Annotated in this window: 19 protein-coding genes and 1 pseudogene; 19 read left to right on the forward strand and 1 reads right to left on the reverse strand. The window is 39.3% G+C overall.

Annotation, left to right across the window (positions count from 1 at the left end):
• Positions 1-17 precede the first annotated feature (17 nt).
• The 8 genes from IGJ95_RS06820 (at position 18) to IGJ95_RS06855 (ending at position 6,687) form a co-directional block, all read left to right on the forward strand.
• On the forward strand, positions 18-794 hold the full coding sequence (locus IGJ95_RS06820; protein WP_062805262.1) for a dihydroorotate dehydrogenase electron transfer subunit: 777 nt from the start codon (positions 18-20) through the stop codon (positions 792-794).
• A complete protein-coding gene (locus tag IGJ95_RS06825; protein ID WP_010735511.1) occupies positions 791-1,720 on the forward strand; it encodes a dihydroorotate dehydrogenase in 930 nt (309 codons plus the stop codon). Before IGJ95_RS06820 ends, IGJ95_RS06825 begins: the two co-directional genes overlap by 4 nt.
• Positions 1,717-2,427 carry an orotidine-5'-phosphate decarboxylase gene (pyrF, locus tag IGJ95_RS06830; protein ID WP_010735510.1) on the forward strand — a complete coding sequence of 237 codons (711 nt, stop codon included), beginning with the start codon at positions 1,717-1,719 and terminating at the stop codon, positions 2,425-2,427. The genes IGJ95_RS06825 and pyrF overlap by 4 nt, the downstream gene beginning before the upstream one ends.
• Positions 2,428-2,430: 3 nt before the next feature.
• The gene (gene pyrE / locus IGJ95_RS06835; protein WP_010735509.1) at positions 2,431-3,063 is read left to right on the forward strand and encodes an orotate phosphoribosyltransferase; all 633 of its coding nucleotides are present in this window, start codon (positions 2,431-2,433) and stop codon (positions 3,061-3,063) included.
• A gap of 196 nt (positions 3,064-3,259) precedes the next feature.
• Positions 3,260-3,901, forward strand: a complete 642-nt coding sequence (locus IGJ95_RS06840; RefSeq protein WP_010735508.1) for a YfbR-like 5'-deoxynucleotidase — start codon at positions 3,260-3,262, stop codon at positions 3,899-3,901.
• A gap of 41 nt (positions 3,902-3,942) precedes the next feature.
• Positions 3,943-4,644 carry a carbonic anhydrase family protein gene (locus IGJ95_RS06845; RefSeq protein WP_010735507.1) on the forward strand — a complete coding sequence of 234 codons (702 nt, stop codon included), beginning with the start codon at positions 3,943-3,945 and terminating at the stop codon, positions 4,642-4,644.
• A complete protein-coding gene (locus IGJ95_RS06850) occupies positions 4,641-5,543 on the forward strand; it encodes a LysR family transcriptional regulator (protein ID WP_010735506.1) in 903 nt (300 codons plus the stop codon). Before IGJ95_RS06845 ends, IGJ95_RS06850 begins: the two co-directional genes overlap by 4 nt.
• Positions 5,544-5,751: 208 nt before the next feature.
• Positions 5,752-6,687, forward strand: a complete 936-nt coding sequence (locus IGJ95_RS06855) for an ETX/MTX2 family pore-forming toxin (protein WP_153829856.1) — start codon at positions 5,752-5,754, stop codon at positions 6,685-6,687.
• A gap of 77 nt (positions 6,688-6,764) precedes the next feature.
• Here IGJ95_RS06855 and efbA read toward each other — a convergent pair whose 3' ends face one another.
• Positions 6,765-8,465, reverse strand: coding sequence for a fibronectin-binding protein EfbA (gene efbA, locus IGJ95_RS06860; RefSeq protein ID WP_438761605.1), 1,701 nt, complete (start codon positions 8,463-8,465; stop codon positions 6,765-6,767).
• 192 nt (positions 8,466-8,657) lie between these two features.
• Between efbA and IGJ95_RS06865 the strand changes: the two genes are divergently transcribed.
• From IGJ95_RS06865 to IGJ95_RS06915, 11 genes and pseudogenes are all read left to right on the forward strand, one after another.
• Entirely contained in the window at positions 8,658-9,284 is a 627-nt protein-coding gene (locus tag IGJ95_RS06865; RefSeq protein ID WP_153829854.1) for a hypothetical protein, read from the forward strand.
• A 422-nt stretch (positions 9,285-9,706) separates the two neighbouring features.
• Positions 9,707-10,732, forward strand: coding sequence for a tryptophan ABC transporter substrate-binding protein (gene trpX, locus IGJ95_RS06870; RefSeq protein WP_153829853.1), 1,026 nt, complete (start codon positions 9,707-9,709; stop codon positions 10,730-10,732).
• Entirely contained in the window at positions 10,729-11,610 is an 882-nt protein-coding gene (locus IGJ95_RS06875; protein ID WP_019722826.1) for an ABC transporter permease, read from the forward strand. The genes trpX and IGJ95_RS06875 overlap by 4 nt, the downstream gene beginning before the upstream one ends.
• A 2-nt stretch (positions 11,611-11,612) precedes the next feature.
• Entirely contained in the window at positions 11,613-12,383 is a 771-nt protein-coding gene (locus tag IGJ95_RS06880; protein ID WP_153829852.1) for an ABC transporter ATP-binding protein, read from the forward strand.
• Between the two features lie 181 nt (positions 12,384-12,564).
• Positions 12,565-13,425: a shikimate dehydrogenase gene (locus IGJ95_RS06885; protein ID WP_153829851.1), complete on the forward strand. Its 861-nt coding sequence runs from the start codon at positions 12,565-12,567 to the stop codon at positions 13,423-13,425.
• A 114-nt stretch (positions 13,426-13,539) separates the two neighbouring features.
• A complete protein-coding gene (locus IGJ95_RS06890; protein WP_153829850.1) occupies positions 13,540-14,688 on the forward strand; it encodes an LCP family protein in 1,149 nt (382 codons plus the stop codon).
• Between the two features lie 163 nt (positions 14,689-14,851).
• On the forward strand, positions 14,852-15,115 hold the full coding sequence (locus tag IGJ95_RS06895; RefSeq protein WP_010735497.1) for a type II toxin-antitoxin system Phd/YefM family antitoxin: 264 nt from the start codon (positions 14,852-14,854) through the stop codon (positions 15,113-15,115).
• Positions 15,115-15,382: pseudogene (locus IGJ95_RS06900) on the forward strand (Txe/YoeB family addiction module toxin). Before IGJ95_RS06895 ends, IGJ95_RS06900 begins: the two are co-directional and overlap by 1 nt.
• Positions 15,383-16,005: 623 nt before the next feature.
• The gene (locus IGJ95_RS06905) at positions 16,006-16,314 is read left to right on the forward strand and encodes a hypothetical protein (RefSeq protein WP_224434721.1); all 309 of its coding nucleotides are present in this window, start codon (positions 16,006-16,008) and stop codon (positions 16,312-16,314) included.
• 270 nt (positions 16,315-16,584) lie between these two features.
• On the forward strand, positions 16,585-17,166 hold the full coding sequence (locus IGJ95_RS06910; RefSeq protein ID WP_153829849.1) for a hypothetical protein: 582 nt from the start codon (positions 16,585-16,587) through the stop codon (positions 17,164-17,166).
• A 38-nt stretch (positions 17,167-17,204) separates the two neighbouring features.
• Entirely contained in the window at positions 17,205-17,825 is a 621-nt protein-coding gene (locus IGJ95_RS06915) for a hypothetical protein (protein WP_438761609.1), read from the forward strand.
• Positions 17,826-18,092 lie beyond the last annotated feature (267 nt).

Here is an 18,092-nt window from a genome sequence, read left to right on the forward strand (position 1 = left end):
AACATAGGAGTGTTAAGATGAAACAAGAAGTAATGAAAATCGTTCACCAACGGCAACTAGCACCACGAATCTATGAAATGACACTGACTGGGGAATTAGTCCAAGAAATGACACGCCCTGGACAATTCCTTCATATTCGCGTACCCCGAGCAGATTTGTTGTTGCGCCGACCAATCAGTATCAACCAGATCGATCAATCACAAAAAACTTGTCGTATCATCTACCGTGTAGAAGGAGACGGAACAAAGCATTTCGCAGAATTGACTGCTGGTGATTCTTTAGACGTCTTAGGGCCTTTAGGGAATGGCTTCGATCTTTCAGGATTAACGAACAAAGATGAGGTCTTCATTGTCGGTGGAGGGATCGGTGTTCCTCCTTTATACGAACTATCGAAACAGCTGAAGGAACGAGGCGTCAAAGCGATTCACTTTCTAGGCTTTGCTTCACAAGAAGTAATGTATTATGAAGAAGAATTTCTAAAGCTAGGTGATACAAGGATCGCAACGGATGACGGCACCTATGGACTCCATGGGAATGTCGGTAATCTATTACTTGCGGCAAAAGATAAGCCTGCTGCTATTTTTGCATGCGGTTCAAATGGATTACTAAAGACAGTGGAACAGCTTTTCGCCGGTCATCCTAACGTCCAATTGTCGTTAGAGTCTCGCATGGCCTGTGGTGTCGGTGCATGTTACGCATGTGTCTGTCATGTCCCAGGCGATGAAACAGGAACGAAAAGCTTGAAAGTCTGTGATGAAGGACCGATTTTCCAAGCAGGAGAGGTGATTTTATGAGTAACCCTTTAGCAGTTAAACTTCCAGGACTAAACTTGAAGAATCCAATCATGCCAGCAAGTGGCTGCTTTGGATTTGGCAAAGAATATGGCAAATACTACGATTTGAACCAACTTGGCGCAATCATGGTCAAGGCGTCGACACCTAAAGCGCGCTTTGGTAATCCCACGCCGCGAGTAGCAGAAACACCTTCTGGTATGCTCAATGCGATCGGGTTGCAAAATCCTGGAATGGAAGTGGTCATGGAAAAATCGCTACCTGAATTAGCCACCTATAAAGATTTGCCGATCATAGCAAATGTCGCTGGTGCCTGTGAAGAAGACTATGTTGAAGTTTGTGGCAAGATCGGTGATGCACCGAATGTCCATGCCATCGAACTTAATATCTCGTGTCCAAATGTCAAACATGGCGGAATTGCTTTTGGTACTGACCCAGATGTGGCGTTCCAACTGACACAAGCGGTGAAAAAAGTGGCGAATGTCCCTGTCTATGTCAAATTATCTCCTAATGTTACGGATATCGTGCCAGTGGCACAGGCTATTGAAGCTGGCGGGGCCGATGGGTTTACGATGATCAATACCTTGCTGGGGATGCGTATCGATCTGAAAACTAGAAAACCGATTCTTGCCAATCAAACAGGCGGTCTCTCAGGACCAGCAATCAAACCGGTGGCTATTCGTTTGATCCATCAGGTGGCAAGTGTCTCAAACTTGCCGATCATTGGGATGGGCGGTGTGCAAACCGTTGATGATGTACTGGAGATGTATATGGCAGGTGCAAGTGCAGTTGCTGTTGGGACAGCCAACTTTACCGACCCTTATATCTGTCCAAAACTGATTGCAGACCTACCAGCGAGAATGAGCGAGTTAGGCATTGAGTCTTTAGAGCAATTGATCAAAGAAGTGAAAGAAGGTAGAAATCAATGAATCAACGACCAATTATTGCTTTAGATTTTTCATCTTGGCAAGAAGTAGAAACCTTTATGCAACGTTTCCCAGAAGACGAAAAGTTATTCGTTAAAATCGGTATGGAGCTCTTTTATCAAGAAGGACCAATCATCGTTCGTTGGTTAAAAGACGCTGGACATGACGTTTTCTTAGATTTGAAATTACATGATATCCCAAATACCGTGGAAAAAGCGATGCAAGGCCTAGCAAAATTAGGCGTAGACATTACTTGTGTCCATGCTGCCGGCGGTATCCGTATGATGGAAGCGGCGATGCGTGGCTTGACAGATGGAACACCCGAAGGTAAGAAACGACCTTTACTTTTAGCAATCACGCAACTGACTTCCACAAGTGAAGAAGAAATGCACCATGATCAACTGATCGAAGTACCCTTAGAAGAAAGTGTGATCCACTACGCAGCTTGTGCAAAAGAAGCAGGTTTAGATGGGGTCGTATCTTCAGCACTTGAAGTGGCATCGATCAAAGCAAAAGCAGGTGACACATTTACGTGTCTAACCCCTGGCATCCGACCGGAAGGAACAGTTGCTGGTGACCAAACCAGAATCGTGACACCAGCCCGTGCAAAAGAAATCGGCTCAACCTTTATCGTTGTCGGTCGACCTATCACACAAGCAGAAGATCCTTACCAAGCCTATCAAACAATCAAAGAAGAATGGAGTCGTTGATCTATGAATATCGAACAAACTATTGCCAAAGACCTTTTAGAAATCGAAGCTGTTTTCTTAAGCCCAAACCAACCATTTACTTGGGCAAGTGGCATCAAAAGCCCCATCTATTGTGACAATCGCATCACGATGAGTTATCCAAAAGTAAGAAAAGAAATCGCTCAAGGATTAGCTGAAAAAATCAAGCAAGAATTTCCAGAAGTCGAAGTGATTGCTGGAACGGCAACTGCAGGAATCCCTCATGCAGCATGGGTAGCTGAGATCTTAGACTTACCAATGGTCTATATTCGCAGCAAAGCGAAAGCTCATGGCAAAGGGAACCAAATCGAAGGACGGATCTTCGAAGGACAAAAAATGGTGGTCATTGAAGATTTGATCTCAACAGGTGGAAGTGTACTAGAAGCCGCTGAAGCAGCGAAACGAGAAGGTGCGGATGTTTTAGGTGTCGCAGCTATCTTTACTTACGAGTTGCCAAAAGGAAAAGCTAACTTTGAAGCAGCGGGTCTACCATTGGTTACTTTGACGAATTATTCTGTGCTGATCGAATTTGCTTTAGAAAATAAAACCATCGACGAAACAGAATTAGCTTTACTAAAAGAATGGAAAAAAGATCCTGAGAACTGGGTGACGGATTAAGTTGAAAAATGGGCGGAAAACATTTGTTGTTTCAGCCCTTTTTCTATTTGTGGAATAGCTAAATCCTGATGATACATAGTAAAAACTATTCTTTTATAAATGAAAACCTCTAAAGATAATAAGCTGAAAATTTGCGAATTCAAGTTATTTAATGATAAGATTATCGGAAAAGTCATCTCAAGGAGGAGGAATCTTTATGGGATTGAATGAATTTATTTTAGGACTAAATAACTTAGAAAGAATCACACGGGCGCCAGGTTTCTTCAAACACACTGAACATACTGTTGCGGCTCATTCCTATCGTGTGGCTTCAATTGCGCAAGTCTTAGGTGATATTGAAGAACTCCATGGGCAATCAATCGATTGGAAACTCTTGTATGAAAAAGCTTTGAACCATGATTACACTGAACGTTTTATCGGCGACATCAAAACTCCAGTAAAATATGCAAGTAAAGAGTTGCGGGGGATGCTACAGACTGTCGAAGAAAAAATGACGGATGAGTTCATCAATCAAGAAATTCCCGAAGCGTTACAAGACGTCTATCGTCGCCGCTTGTTCGAAGGAAAAGACGATACGGTCGAAGGCGAATTATTAGCAGTTTCAGATAAAATCGATTTGTTGTACGAATCATTTGATGAGATCAGTAAAAATAATCCGGAGAAAGTCTATAAAGAGATGTTTATTGAGGCAGTCACAACGATCAAAGGCTTCGACCATCGACCTTCCGTCCAATATTTTTTCAAGGAGATCTTTCCGGAGTTGCTCAATCAAGAATTCTATGGAAAAGAGGATTTCTTAGCAGCTGTTTCAAACATTGTCAAAAAAGAAAAAGAATAGTCGAAGTGCCTTGTAGGTAACTGATTCAGGAGGAATTTTAGTTGAAGAAGAATATGGATGTTGAGTGGGGTTATTCTGGTGAAAGAGGACCGGAACATTGGGCAGGATTGTGCGATTGGTTTGCAAAAGGAGCCGAATTTGAGTGGCAATCGCCCATTTCTCTAGTTACATGTGAAGAAAGCAGTGACACGAAAGAAACACTGTCTTTTCATTATCAGAAGCAACGCTTCACGGATAAGGAGTTCAAGAACACGATCCATCTTGTGCCATACGATCAAATCAGTTACGTTCTTTTCAATGAAGACAAATACTATTTGACCGACATCCATTTTCATATGCCGTCAGAACACGTCATCAATGGGAAACAAGAAGATATCGAGTTTCACTTTGTCCATACGAACGAACGACAAGAAAACTTAGTGGTTGGTGCGATGTACCATCTATCAAATGATGAGGGTTGGTTGTACGATCGCCAAAATGGCGACAAATGGGATCTCGATGCCCATGAGCATTGGACCGATGCCTCTGTCTTTTTCCCTGAGCAGAAAAGTCATTATCATTACGTTGGCTCATTGACCACTCCGCCAACGAGTGGGCCGATCCAATGGTTCGTCATGGATCAAGTCGGTCAATTGAACCGTGATTTTTTGATCCCATTCAAAGGACAATATGCGCAACCAAATAATCGTCCATTACAACCACTAAAGGAACGAAAAATTTATTATTACAAGGGGACGAAATGAACATCCAACAATTGAAATATGTCACTGCGGTAGCGAATAATGGAAGTTTTCGAGAAGCAGCAAAAAAATTGTTTGTTTCTCAACCAAGCCTTTCTGCAGCGATCAAAGAATTGGAAAATGAATTAAGTATCACTTTATTTACCCGCACGAATCGAGGTGCCTATCTAACAGAAGATGGTCAAGCCTTTTTAAAACGGGCGGAACGGATTTTAGTACAATTAGATTCTTTGGAAAACTATTACCAAAAAAGTGAAAAGCGAGAAAGCTTTTCGATTGCTTCACAACACTATGATTTTCTAGGACCATTGACTGCGCAACTGATCGAGACGTTTAAAGCAGAAGTGAAGCAGTTTCGGATCATGGAAACGACAACAGCAAACGTGATCGAAGAAGTCCAACAGCAGCAAAGCGAGTTAGGTATCCTTTATATGAATGACCATAATCGCACTGGGATCAAGCGTTACTTAGAACAAGGGGAATTAGTCGCGCAGTCTTTAGGAACATTTAAGACCCATATCTTTCTTAGACAGCGCCATCCACTTGCCCAGCAAGAAGAAATAAAGGTAGAAGAGTTAGCAGCATTTCCACAAGTTCGGTTTACACAAGATGGCAATAATTTTCCTTACTTTTATGAAGATCTAATTGAGATCCCTGAACAAGAATCGGTGATCTATACGAGTGACCGTGGCACGTTGATGAACATTGTGTTAGAAACAGATGCCTATGCTTCAGGCTCTGGCATCGTGATCGGGGAGATCAAAGAATATTTACGCTTGATTCCTTTAGCGGATAGTCCGATGAATGAGTTATATGTCATTTATTCTGGAAAGCAGCCATTAAGTGATATCGCCAAGAAGTTTATCACAAGTATCCAACAGGTGATGAAACAGGTGAAGTGAACGTTTAAAATCGAATCAATCCTTTCATTGGAAAAGAAGGTAAAGCAAAAGATAAGTCGTGAAATCAGTGAATGTTGATTTCAGGCTTATTTTTTTGTTCTTTCAAGTCTGACTGTATTGTTGCAGTAAAGTACATAATATCATTAATAAAACGATCGGTAACGATTTCATCATCGGTTTATCAATAATGATAAAGGGGATCAGCAAAATGAAAAAAGTAATTAAATTAATGTTAGGAGTACTGGGAGCGACGAGTGTAGGACTATTTAAAGGGGAGTCTGTTGCTTGTGCGGATGATTCGCTTCCACAAATCGGAGAAGGGTATTTGAAATCGGTCAATCAAAGCACGATCGATCGCATGAGTACGATGGCCTATGCTTTATCCTACCAAATGTATCAATGGGGAGATATTGGTGTGAATGAAAGACTCACTGGCAATGAATACAATCCAAAAAATGTGTCCAGTCAATCCTATTCAGTAGGAGTCAATAGTGATATGGGAACGAAACAAACGTCAAAAACTGTGAATACAAGTGTTTTTCATAATCAAACAAATCAAGATCAAACGTTTACCACACCTTCTTATACCGAAACTTATATAGATTCGATTACGACATCAACCACACATTCTGCAGGTATTTCTACATCAGCGAGTACTGAAATCAGTGTACCAATGTTTGGCTCGGCAAGTATGGGTCTTGAATTAAGTTACAATTTTAGTACAACCACTTCGCATACACGGGAGACACAAAAAGGCTGGACTGTTCCTGGTCAAGCCATCAATGTTCGACCGGGACATACAGTCGAAGTCAATTGGGTATTTTATACGGGTGAAGCAACAGGAACGGTTGATTTGCAAGAACGCATCCGAGCAGATATCCCATACAAAAAAGATGCTGCTGGGCGCATCCATACATATGGACTTGGAATGGTAGTTGGCGACCGCCAAGTGCTGTCAGATAGTTATTGGTATCGCTATATCACAGAAACTCGTAATAACTGGAAGAAAGTCGATGCAAATGTGGCAGGACATAAAATTGGTGCTGGTACCTATCGTGTCGATTATGGTTCAGGATTTGTCTTAGAAGCCTTTGACCGTACAACTGGCACAAAAGAAATCATTGCGACAGGCTACCAATTTTAATTGAAGATAGTTTTAAACACACAAAAAAACCGATCGTCAGAAGTCATGACTTCTTGACGTCGGTTTTTTTAGCAAAATCAATCTTTCGTCATTGCTTGGATTTTTTCTTCTTCTGGCGTCACAATGATCGTTTTTTGGTTTTCGTAAATCACATATCCTGGTTTAGCGCCATTCGGTTTGCGAATATGTTTGACTTGCACTAGATCCACAGGCACTTGTGCAGAGTGGCGATATTTGGAGTAATACGCAGCTAGTTCAGCAGCTTCCGTAATGGTTTCATCAGAAGGCTGATCACTCTTGATGATCACGTGAGACCCTGGAATGTTTTGCGCGTGCAACCAGTGATCCGTTTTTCTTGCAGTTTTCATGGTTAATTGATCATTTTGCAGATTGTTTTTACCAACTAAAATCTCAGTGCCGTCAGAAGAGAAGTAGCGATCAGGTTGAGAAGGTTTTGCTTTCCTTTGTTTTTTGTTTGTTTTCTTTTTCAAGTAGCCCTCTGATAATAGCTCTTCTTTGATCACTTCGATATCCATCGGTCCAGCAATCTCCAATTGCGAAAGGACAGATTCAAGGTACTGGATCTCGCTTTTCGCTTCTTCGATTTGTTTCCCGATCAATTTGACCGCATTTTTAAGTTTTTGGTAGCGATGAAAGTACTTTTGCGCATTCTGATTAGGTGTTAAGGCGGGATCAAGAGCAATCCGGATTGGTTGATTCTCTTCATAATAATTCGCCAAGGTCACTTCAGTCGCGCCACGAGGAACTTGAGTCATGAAAGTCGTCAATAGTTCGCCATCACGACGAAACTCTTCCGCATTTTCTGAATCAAGCAAGGTCTGCTCGCGCTTTTTCAATTTATTGCGATTACGTTTCAGTTCATTTTCGATTTTACGGATCAGTTCGCCGCCTTGTTGTTTTGCTCGATCTTTTTCCGCTTTTTCCTGGTAAAACGCATCTAACAACGCGCTTAATGTGGCGTATTCTTGTGCTGAATCGGCTTGTTTTGCCAATTCTTGATAAGCGATCGGCGTAAAGTATTCTTTTGTGCCGACTTCATAGTGTGTGGGTGTAGGTTGATTGATCGCAGTAAAGAATTCTTCCCAGACAGCCATTTTTTCATTCGGTCGCTGATTGATCCGTTCGACTAATTCTAATGCAGTGTCGTGACCTAATCCTTGAAATGCTTGTTGTAGTGCTTTTGCATTTGGCTCGATTTTTGATAGGCGTTCAAATACTTGTTCTTTTGTTGCTTCAAAAGGATCAAGTACCGCTTGTTCAGGTGGTGCGACATATTCGACACCAGGGAGTAACGAACGATACGTGTTTTGTGAGCTGCCGATATGTTTGATCGCGTCTAGGATCTTTTGTGTTTGTTGATTCACTAAAACGATGGTACTGTGTCGTCCCATCAATTCAACGATCAAAACAATATTTTGTAAGTCGCCTAGTTCATCCCGCTTTGAAAAATGGAAGTGGATCACTCGGTCATTTTTGATTTGCTTGATATTTTCTAAAATCGCACCATCTAAATGTTTACGCAACATCATCACGAAGTTCGGTGGATTTTCTGGATTTTGATAATCGATCTCTGTGATCTGGACACGGGCATAGCTTGGATGAGCAGATAACAACAATCGGTGGTTCTTTCCACGAGAACGAATCACCAAAATGATTTCATTTTCATACGGTTGGTGGATCTTTGAGACCCGACCAGATAATAGTGTTTCGCGCAATTCATGGATCATTGCATGGGTAAATACACCATCAAAGGACATGATTCATTCCTCATTTCTATTCATAAGTACACTTATTATAACGAAAAAAGAAAGGAAAGACCAATGGACCGGATGATTTCTTCTGTAAAAGAGGGAATAAAGAAAGAAATTACATGAAAAACTAGTGTTTTATTTCGTTCTTTCGCTTGATTTTAGGTATAATTAGAGAAAGAACAGGTGGGGGAAAAGAAGATGCAGCGATTAATGGTAGATATAAAGGATAAAATCATAATGAGCTACACGAATTTATCAAAGGATTTTGAGCAACATCCTCAAAAATATTTCAGACGGATCGGTCTTCTTTTGAGCTGTTCATTTTTGTTGACGGTCGCGATGTTTTTCTTGCCGAGTAAAATCAAAGAAGCACAGGTGGATTCATTGATCTATTCCTCGATACACTCCGAAAAGTTACAGCCTTTGCCATTTTCTTCCGCGCATCAAGAGATCACTGATAGTCGAGCCATCTCTGTCATGTTTAGTCTGCCGAAGGGTGAACTTTACAAGCAAGTGGTGGATATATTTGAAGATCCGCAACAAAGTAGTGAATTGAATCGAACGATTTTCTTCTATCCACTCGTTTATGATACCCAAGAATTAGAACAACGTTATGGGATCGAAAAAGATAAAATCACTATTATTTTCTTTGATGGCGGAAAAGAGAGAAATCGCTTAGTCCTTTCTGACCAAAGTAAAGAGGAACTTGAGAAAACCTTGGTTCCTGCATTGAATCGATTGCCACTGATCAAAATCAAACAACTTGAAAAAGAATTAGCAAACGGCGAACAAGCGGAAGAAACAACAGAGAGTACCTTGGAGTAATTGTAGCGAAATACTTAGTGATAAATAACAAAAAGTCAAAAAAATAAAAAATTAGTTGACGGATAAATAAAATTCGATTAGACTTAGGATAACACTTAAAGGAAAGGATGGTCCAAGATGAACTTATCAATTCAATTTTTATCAGAACATAAAAATAATTGGCGTAACTGGCGTAGATAAGTTGTATCAAGGGCGAACTTTTTCGTAGATACAACTTTTTAGAGTACAACAATGTACGATTCTAAAGTTTGTATCTATGCTGGACAAGAATTTGACGACCGCATAGATGGCTCTATGCGGTTTTTTGTTGGTAAAAGACAATGACCGTACCAGCGGTGATTGTCTTTTTTTGTTCATTCGCTCAAAGTTACGAACGTAGCCGATTTATTTAAAAAAATACATAACAAAAAGGGGAAATAAAAATGAAAAATAAACGATTGATCGCAGTAATCGCACTGATACTTATCTATTTGACCGGTACATTTATCTACGAAACGATCAAGGATCAGCCACCTGTTGAAGGAAATCGAACAGGTGATAAGAAAGTTGTTGGGGTCTTACAGTTCGTTAGTCACCCTGCGTTAGATGAAATCTATCGAGGGATCAAAGATGGATTAAAAGAGTCAGGTTTGGAAGAAGGACGAAACCTAGAAATCAATTTCCAAAATGGTCAAGCCGACCAAAGTAAGTTAGCAACCATGAGTCAACAATTGGTTCAAAATAATCCAGACGTTCTCGTAGGCATTGCGACACCAGCAGCACAAGCCATCGCAAACACCACAAAAGATATCCCACTTGTCTTGGGCGCAGTGACTGATCCTGTAGGGGCAGGGCTAGTAAAAAGTTTAGAAGTACCAGGGGGCAACATCACAGGAGTTTCTGACCAACCGCCTGTGGAAGCGCAGATCCAGTTAGCGACAGAACTATTACCAAAAGCAAAAACGGTCGGGATTCTTTATGCATCATCAGAAGACAATTCACGTTATCAAGTCAGTCAAGCAGAAGAAGCGGCAAAAGCCAAAGGACTAACACCAGTGAAGTATGCCGTCCCTTCAACGAATGAAATTGCACAAACCGTCCAAGTCATGAGCCAATCAGTTGATTTTATCTATGTTCCTTTAGATAACACGATTGCTAATGCGATGCAAACGGTCATCAAAGAAGCAAATAAAGCAGATATCCCAGTAATTCCTTCTGTCGATACGATGGTCGAACAAGGCGGATTAGCGACAATCGGGATCAATCAATACGAATTAGGTGTACAAACAGGTAAAATGGCAGCCGCTTTAGCAAATGGGAAAGAACCAGCCACCACCCCTGTCTATGTGTTTGATAAAGGCGATATCATCGTCAATGAAAAACAAGCAGAACTGTTAGGAATCACGATTCCTGAATCCATCAAACAAGATGCAAAAGTACTGACAGAGATCAAGGAGGAAGAACAATGATCGTATCCGCAATTTCACAAGGTATGTTATGGGCCATATTAGGTTTAGGGATTTTTATGACTTACCGCATTTTAGATTTCCCTGATATGACAACAGAAGGTTCATTCCCGCTTGGTGGGGCTGTCTGTGTAACAGCGATCACGCATGGCGTTAGTCCATTATTGGCAACGATTCTAGGGGTTTTGGCCGGAATGGCAGCTGGACTTGTTACAGGCTTACTTTATACAAAAGGAAAGATTCCAGTCATCTTAGCCGGTATCTTAGTAATGTCAGGTTTAAACTCAGTTATCTTGTTCGTGATGCGCACACCCAACCTTTCATTGTTGAATCATCCAGTCTTACAAGATGTGTTCCACGCACTACATTTACCGAATTATTTTGACACTGTCTTATTAGGATTATTATCGCTGGGCTTATTGATCAGCGTATTGATCTTCTTCTTCAATACAGATTTAGGGCAAGGCTATATTGCCACTGGGGATAATGAGACAATGGCACGTTCATTAGGAATCAAAACCGACCGCATGAAAATCTTAGGTTTGACTTTATCTAACGGAGTAATTGCTTTATCAGGCGCATTGATCGCTCAAAACGATGGCTATGCGGATGTCAATAAAGGAATCGGCGTGATCGTGATCGGACTAGCTTCAATCATCATCGGGGAAGTCATTTTCCAAGAGTTGACATTGATCGAGCGTTTACTAGCAATCGTTGTCGGAAGCATCATCTATCAACTATTGATTTTAGCTGTTATCAAATTAGGTTTTGATACGACTTATCTGAAATTATTCTCAGCGATCATCTTAGCGGCTTGCCTGATGATCCCACAAGTAAAACAAGCATTGAAATTAAAAACTGGCTTTGAAAAGGAGGTCTAACGATGACAGCTATCTTAACGATCAAAAATGGTAGAAAAGTAGTCAACAATGGGATGCACGAAGAAAAAGTATTATTGGATGATATCCAATTGACCATCAATGAAGGAGATTTTATCACTGTTCTTGGCGGTAATGGGGCGGGCAAAAGTACTTTGTTCAATACGATTGCCGGAACATTACAATTAAGTCAAGGTGGGGTTTATTTCAAAGACCAGCCAATCACTAAGTTATCAGAAGAAGCACGAGCTTTATTTCTATCACGCGTATTCCAAGACCCAAAAATGGGGACTGCACCACGGATGACCGTGGCAGAAAATCTATTGTTAGCCCAAAAACGAGGTGAAAAACGGACGCTTCGTTTGCGTCAATTGAAAAACCAAAAAGAAGCGTTCTATAAAATATGCCAAGAAGTAGGCAATGGATTAGAGCAACATTTAGATACACCTGCTGGCGAATTGTCAGGGGGGCAACGACAAGCCTTAAGTTTATTGATGGCAACGATCAAAGCGCCAGAATTACTTTTATTGGATGAACATACCGCAGCACTAGATCCTAAGACAGCCAAGCTGCTGATGGAATTGACCAACCAACGCATCACAGAGCAAAAGTTAACATGCTTGATGATCACGCACCGTATGGAAGATGCTTTGAACTATGGGAATCGCTTGATCGTCTTACAAAAAGGCCGGATCGTCAAAGACTTAGCGAAAGAAGAAAAACAAGCATTATCCATGAACGATCTCTTACACTTCTTCGAAGAAGTCATCGATTAGTCATTCGAGAACGCTATCTCCGTTTGACAAGTTTGTTTCCTTCAATTTATACTTGTGATAGCAGGTATAATAACAATCAAAATCAATACGATTCATATCAGAAAAATGATTGATGCCGCTTGTTCCTTCGTAGGTTCTACGAATGGACGCGGCATTTTTAGCGTATTATAGGAGGCGTTCCATGATTTCAGGAAAAACAAGATTAGCAGGGATTTTTGCATCTCCCGTTACCCATAGTTTATCTCCATTGATGCATAATACAGCCTTTCAAGCTCGTTCGATCGATGCTGTTTACTTGGCATTCACAGTCGATCAGTCGAATCTTATGCAGGCGGTTGAAAGCATTCGTACATTCAATATGTTAGGTGTCAATCTTTCCATGCCTAACAAAACAGCAGTTATTCCTTATTTAGATGAATTAAGTCAAGAAGCGCAGTTGATAGGTGCTGTTAATACAATCGTTCATCGAGACAACCGCTTGATCGGCTATAATACGGATGGCATGGGCTTCATGCGTTCAGTACACGAAGCGGGTGTCGCAATCAAAAACAAAAAAATAATCATGCTAGGTGCAGGTGGCGCAGCGAAAGCAATCGTTGTTCAAGCGGCGTTAGATCAAGCAAAAGAAATCGTCATCTATAAACGGAGGAATGCTACTTTTGCGAGTGTCGTTGCGGATTTTGAGAGAGTTGCGGAACAAACCAACTGTTCCATCATCGTCAAAGATTATGCAGATACTGAGCAGTTGAAAAAAGATCTAGAAGATACGGACCTTTTGATCAATGGTACCGATATGGGCATGGGCGCAAAAAAAGAGTTGATGCCAATTGATCCTCAGTTTCTCCATAAGAAACTCGCAGTTTTTGATTTGATTTATTCCCCTAAAGAAACACGCTTTCTAAAAGAAGCCAAAGCAATCGGTTGTCTCACACGAAATGGGCTAGGGATGCTGATGTACCAAGGAGCAATTGCCTTTGAGCTTTGGACAGGCGAGACCATGCCGATTGAAGAGATCCAACCTTTACTCGTTTCAAAGGGATGAAACGAGTGATATCAAAGGATTCGTTAGCTTTTAGTTAAATTTACAACGATCTTACTGTTTTTCATTAAGAAGTATCGTATGATTTTACTGAGTTGAACAAAGGGAGGAAATCAAATGAGTCGGATGGATCGCTATCAGAACATCCATAAAAAAGCAAAACCAATCAAAGAAAAGTCATCGCCGCTATCTTGGCGACGCGCAAGTAAGAAACAGGCAGAGCCTGAAGAGGAAGCAATCCCTTCTTACGAACAAACTTATGAAGAACGTCCAAGTGATTCTCGATACTCAACGCCTTACGAAGAACACGTTCATTCAGAACAACCACCCCAGAAAAAAGGACTCTTTAAAAAGAAACAGCCCAAAGATCCACGTAAGAAGCGGTCTTGGTGGAAAATCATTTTAGGAATTTTACTAGTCTTGTTTGTCTTTTCACTGATTTCATTTTTCGTCGGCAAGTTCGTGGCTGAAAATGATCAGTCACTGGAACCAGCGACTTCAGAAACATTCAATGGCACCCAATCAACAAGCGGCGCACACAATATTTTGATTTTAGGAAGCGATACAAGGGGTGAAGATGCGGGACGAGCAGATACGATCATGGTTCTGCAATTAGATGGACCTGCACGTAAACCCAAATTGATCTCATTCATGCGGGATAGCTTCGTGACGATCCCTGGGGTCGGAGATAATAAAATCAATGCAGCTTATGCTTATGGTGGCGCTGAGTTAGTCCGACAAACCTTGTTAGAAAACTTTGGGCTGAACTGTCAATACTACATGAAAGTCGATTTCAAATCATTCGAAAAAGTGATTGATGCCATGTTCATGAATGGCGTGTCGATCGATGCTGAAAAAGACTTGAATCTAGACGGTGTTGATATCGCTAAAGGCAAACAACGGATGGACGGTCATGTGCTGTTGCAATATGCGCGTTTCCGGATGGATGAAGAAGGCGACTTCGGTCGCGTCCGCAGACAGCAACAAGTAATGGATGCGATTTTTGGACAACTAAAAAATCCATTGAACTTGATCCGCGCGCCATATGCTGCCGGAAAAGCAATCGGTTATACATCCACCGATGTACCGATGACTTTTTTAGTCAGAAATAGTTTCTCTATCTTACGTGGTGCTGGCGGAATCGACCGTTTAAGCGTCCCAGCTGATAATACTTGGAGCTATGGTCAAAGTGATTATGCGGGTAGTATCCTCGTATTAGATAAACAAATGAACCGTGAAAAGATTGAACAATTTTTGAGTAAATGATCGTTGATGTTTTGTTAAAAAGGCTTTTCTAGAAGTATTTAGTTCTAGAAGAGTCTTTTTGTGATGTTAATTTATTTTGCTTGCTATAAGAATAGTTTTATAATTGATTTACTTAATTGAGTACGTCAAAATATAGGTAATAAATGCAAAAAGGAGAAGGAAAATGTCTAATACTACTTTAAATCCGAGTACTGCACGAAAAAAATTTTATCAATTGTTAAAAGAAGTGAATGAAAATCATACAGAAATCGAGATTATTAGTGAGCGTAATGAGAATAACGCGGTCTTGATTGGTTTAGAAGATTGGCGAGCAATCAAAGAAACGCTATTTTTGGAACAAATTGGTACACTTGACATCGTAAAGAAAAGAGAACAAGACGATACGGGATTTATAAATGTAGACGATATTGATTGGGATGACCTTTGATGGGGAGTTATGAGGTAGTAGTTAAAAACTCAGCTGAAACAGATTTTAAAAAAGCTAAAGAGCTCTAATTTAAAAAATCAATTTCTTGCTATTATCGAAACATTAAAAACTGATCCTTATTGCCCTAAACAAGCATTTGAAAAGCTAAAGCCAACTCATGAAGGAAGGTATTCAAGAAGATTGAATCGCCAACATCGAGTGGTGTATAAAATAAATGACAAAGAAAAAATTGTTGAGATTTACTCTGCATGGACTCACTATGAATAATCGATCACACAGGAATAACTTGTCATCAAAGATTTTTTTATGGCTTTTCTAGAAGGATTTACTTCTAGAAGAGTCTTTTTGTGTTTCCTTTTTTACTGGTTTCAAACGCATGCTATTTCCTTAAAAACGTACTTATCTCTATGGTTCTAAAAGTATACTGATTACTGTCAATCAGTGCTTTTTTTTATTATACATACTTCATAGATCGATGCCGATTTCAACATTTCCATATTATTTACCTAACAAATCAACTTATCATTCACAATGATTTCATCAATTATTTTGTGCTTTTTTTATGTGCTTATTTTTGCTTTTATTTCTTAAAAATAAATGTTTGTTTCGTAGGTATAAGGTAATAAAAAAACAACATGGTTTAAACAAAAGAACTTGTCGATTTATTTATCATGCTATAATATAAATTTATAATGATCTTACCGCTATTTTGATTTACATAAAATAACGAATATAAATTAGTTTTCAGATTGTCGATTTGATTTTTTAGAGGTTCGAAAGATCAATATGAATTTTAAGTAAAAGTCTGGTAATTTAGGGATAAAATAAATCTTTATAAAAAGTATATGAATAATAGTTAAGTACATACAACATTTCTAAAGGAGGTAAAGATGAAATTTTTGGAAAAGGAAACAGATCGATTTGTTCTGACTATGGTTGAAAAAAATATCTGGATGAAAGATTTAGCAATCAACTATGCATTCTTCCAAGAAAAAAAACATCAAGAATACGAAAGCCATAGAAAAGCAGCTTTGGCATTTGTTACGTTCATCAATCAGAGACGAGGGCATGATCAAATTGAGTATACGAATAAACTTGAATTTCCAGTCAATATTTCAGTAATCTATTCCATAAACTTAAATTTAATGGATGCAGCAAGAATTCCAGTCGATACTTTTTTTCTACACACAGCGACTTAGAAGGTCATTATATTTCAGTTTATGCCTACGTTTTTTTTAAAATTCCTTTTTTTATAGAGGAAGTAAGAAAGATTTCATTGAACTGAATAATTACTTGTTTTCTGAGAAGGAAACATTAGTCATTTATCAATGGAACAACACGTGGTCAGATTATTTCGCTTATGGAAAACATTCCCGAAAAGGAGCGTACCTTTGGACGATTTATAATCCAACAAGAAAAAGATTTACGGTATGTGGGGCATCAACATTGAGTTGAATGAGGAGGACAGAATGAAGTTATTAAAAGAAGATACGTATCAATTTAAACAAAAACTCTATTTAAGAAAATTTCCAATCAATGGACTTTTACTCGATTATGTATTTTTTGAAGAAACAGGTTATCGTGGATACTCCAGTCATCGTAAAGCCGCCCTTGAATTTATCAAAGTAATGAATGAAAAAAGAAATATTCAAGGGCTTTTATATACAGATTTGCATTATTTCGATCACTTACCCATAGTATGTAGCCCAATTAGATTGAGTTATGCTGTAAATCCAGAGTTAATGTATGGAAAACGGATAAAGTCAGATGTTTTCTTTTCTGTTGAAAAAACAGCTTCTGGAAGCTATTTAAATTGGTATGCACAAACATTTCTTTTCCCACCATATTCATATAGTGGGAAGGAAGAAGATTTTATTTCCTTGAATAAATTATTATTCCCTAAGAAAAGTGCGTTGATCATTTATGCTTGGAATAACAATTGGTCGAATTACTTCTCTGCCGGGAGAGAATGGATGGATGCCTTTCTTTGGACGATTTACGATACTGCATCGAATAAGTTGACGGTCATAGGGTCTTCTATGACAGATTGAGTTTAATTAAGACTTTTAAACTTCGAGGAGGAAAAGACATGGAATTATTGGTAAAAGAAACGTTAGAATTAAGAAAAAAAGGGGATGTACTTTTTCCGCATTACGTTGGTTATACATTCTTTAAGGAAAGTGATTACCAAGGAAAGGTCACCCATAAAGAGGCAATTTTGGCTTACTTAAATTATACAAGTCGCATAATAAGAACAAATCTTTGGTCATCAAAAAAACGCAAAGAAGCTGGAAAATCTGTTACCCATGAAATGTATGTAGCGAAATTTCTTGGACTAAATTCTGATTCAATTATATACACAGCAATTGATCCTACTACGTTAAACTTAGATGGCTACCCCATTGAAGTCAATGAAGAGATGATAGAAGGCATTGAACTAACTTCGGAGGAATTTTTTATGGATGGCGGGGTATATGAGGAAGCTTTTTTTGATGAATTTCATGGTACAAAGTTATCTAAGACAGACTTTAATCTGGTAAATCAACGGTTCTTTCCTTTAAAAGACAAATTAATCATCTATTCATGGAATTCAGAGTTTACAAATTACTTCAACTATCCTAGAGTATGCATCGGTGCCTATTTATGGAGTATTTACGATACGAATACAAAGAGATTTACAGTCATTGATATTTATTTAGGCTATGAATAAAATTTAGAACTTAAAAATTATTTCAATTATACGCGTGTGGGCTGGGGCGCCTATCTTTGGAGTGTTTATGATCCTAGAACCCAAATCTTTACGATCATCGAGATTTTTTTAGCAGAACAGGGGTAAGAGGATAACAAACCTATAATTAGGTTAAACAATTGAATCATTTAGTAAAAGTAAATAATTGGGTAATAAAAACATAGGGAAACCGAAAACTGATCATTATGAAATGTATGCAGAGAAATTTCATTCATCGGATTTTGACTC

The organism is Enterococcus sp. AZ156 (assembly GCF_051714165.1).
Taxonomy (GTDB): domain Bacteria; phylum Bacillota; class Bacilli; order Lactobacillales; family Enterococcaceae; genus Enterococcus_B; species Enterococcus_B pernyi.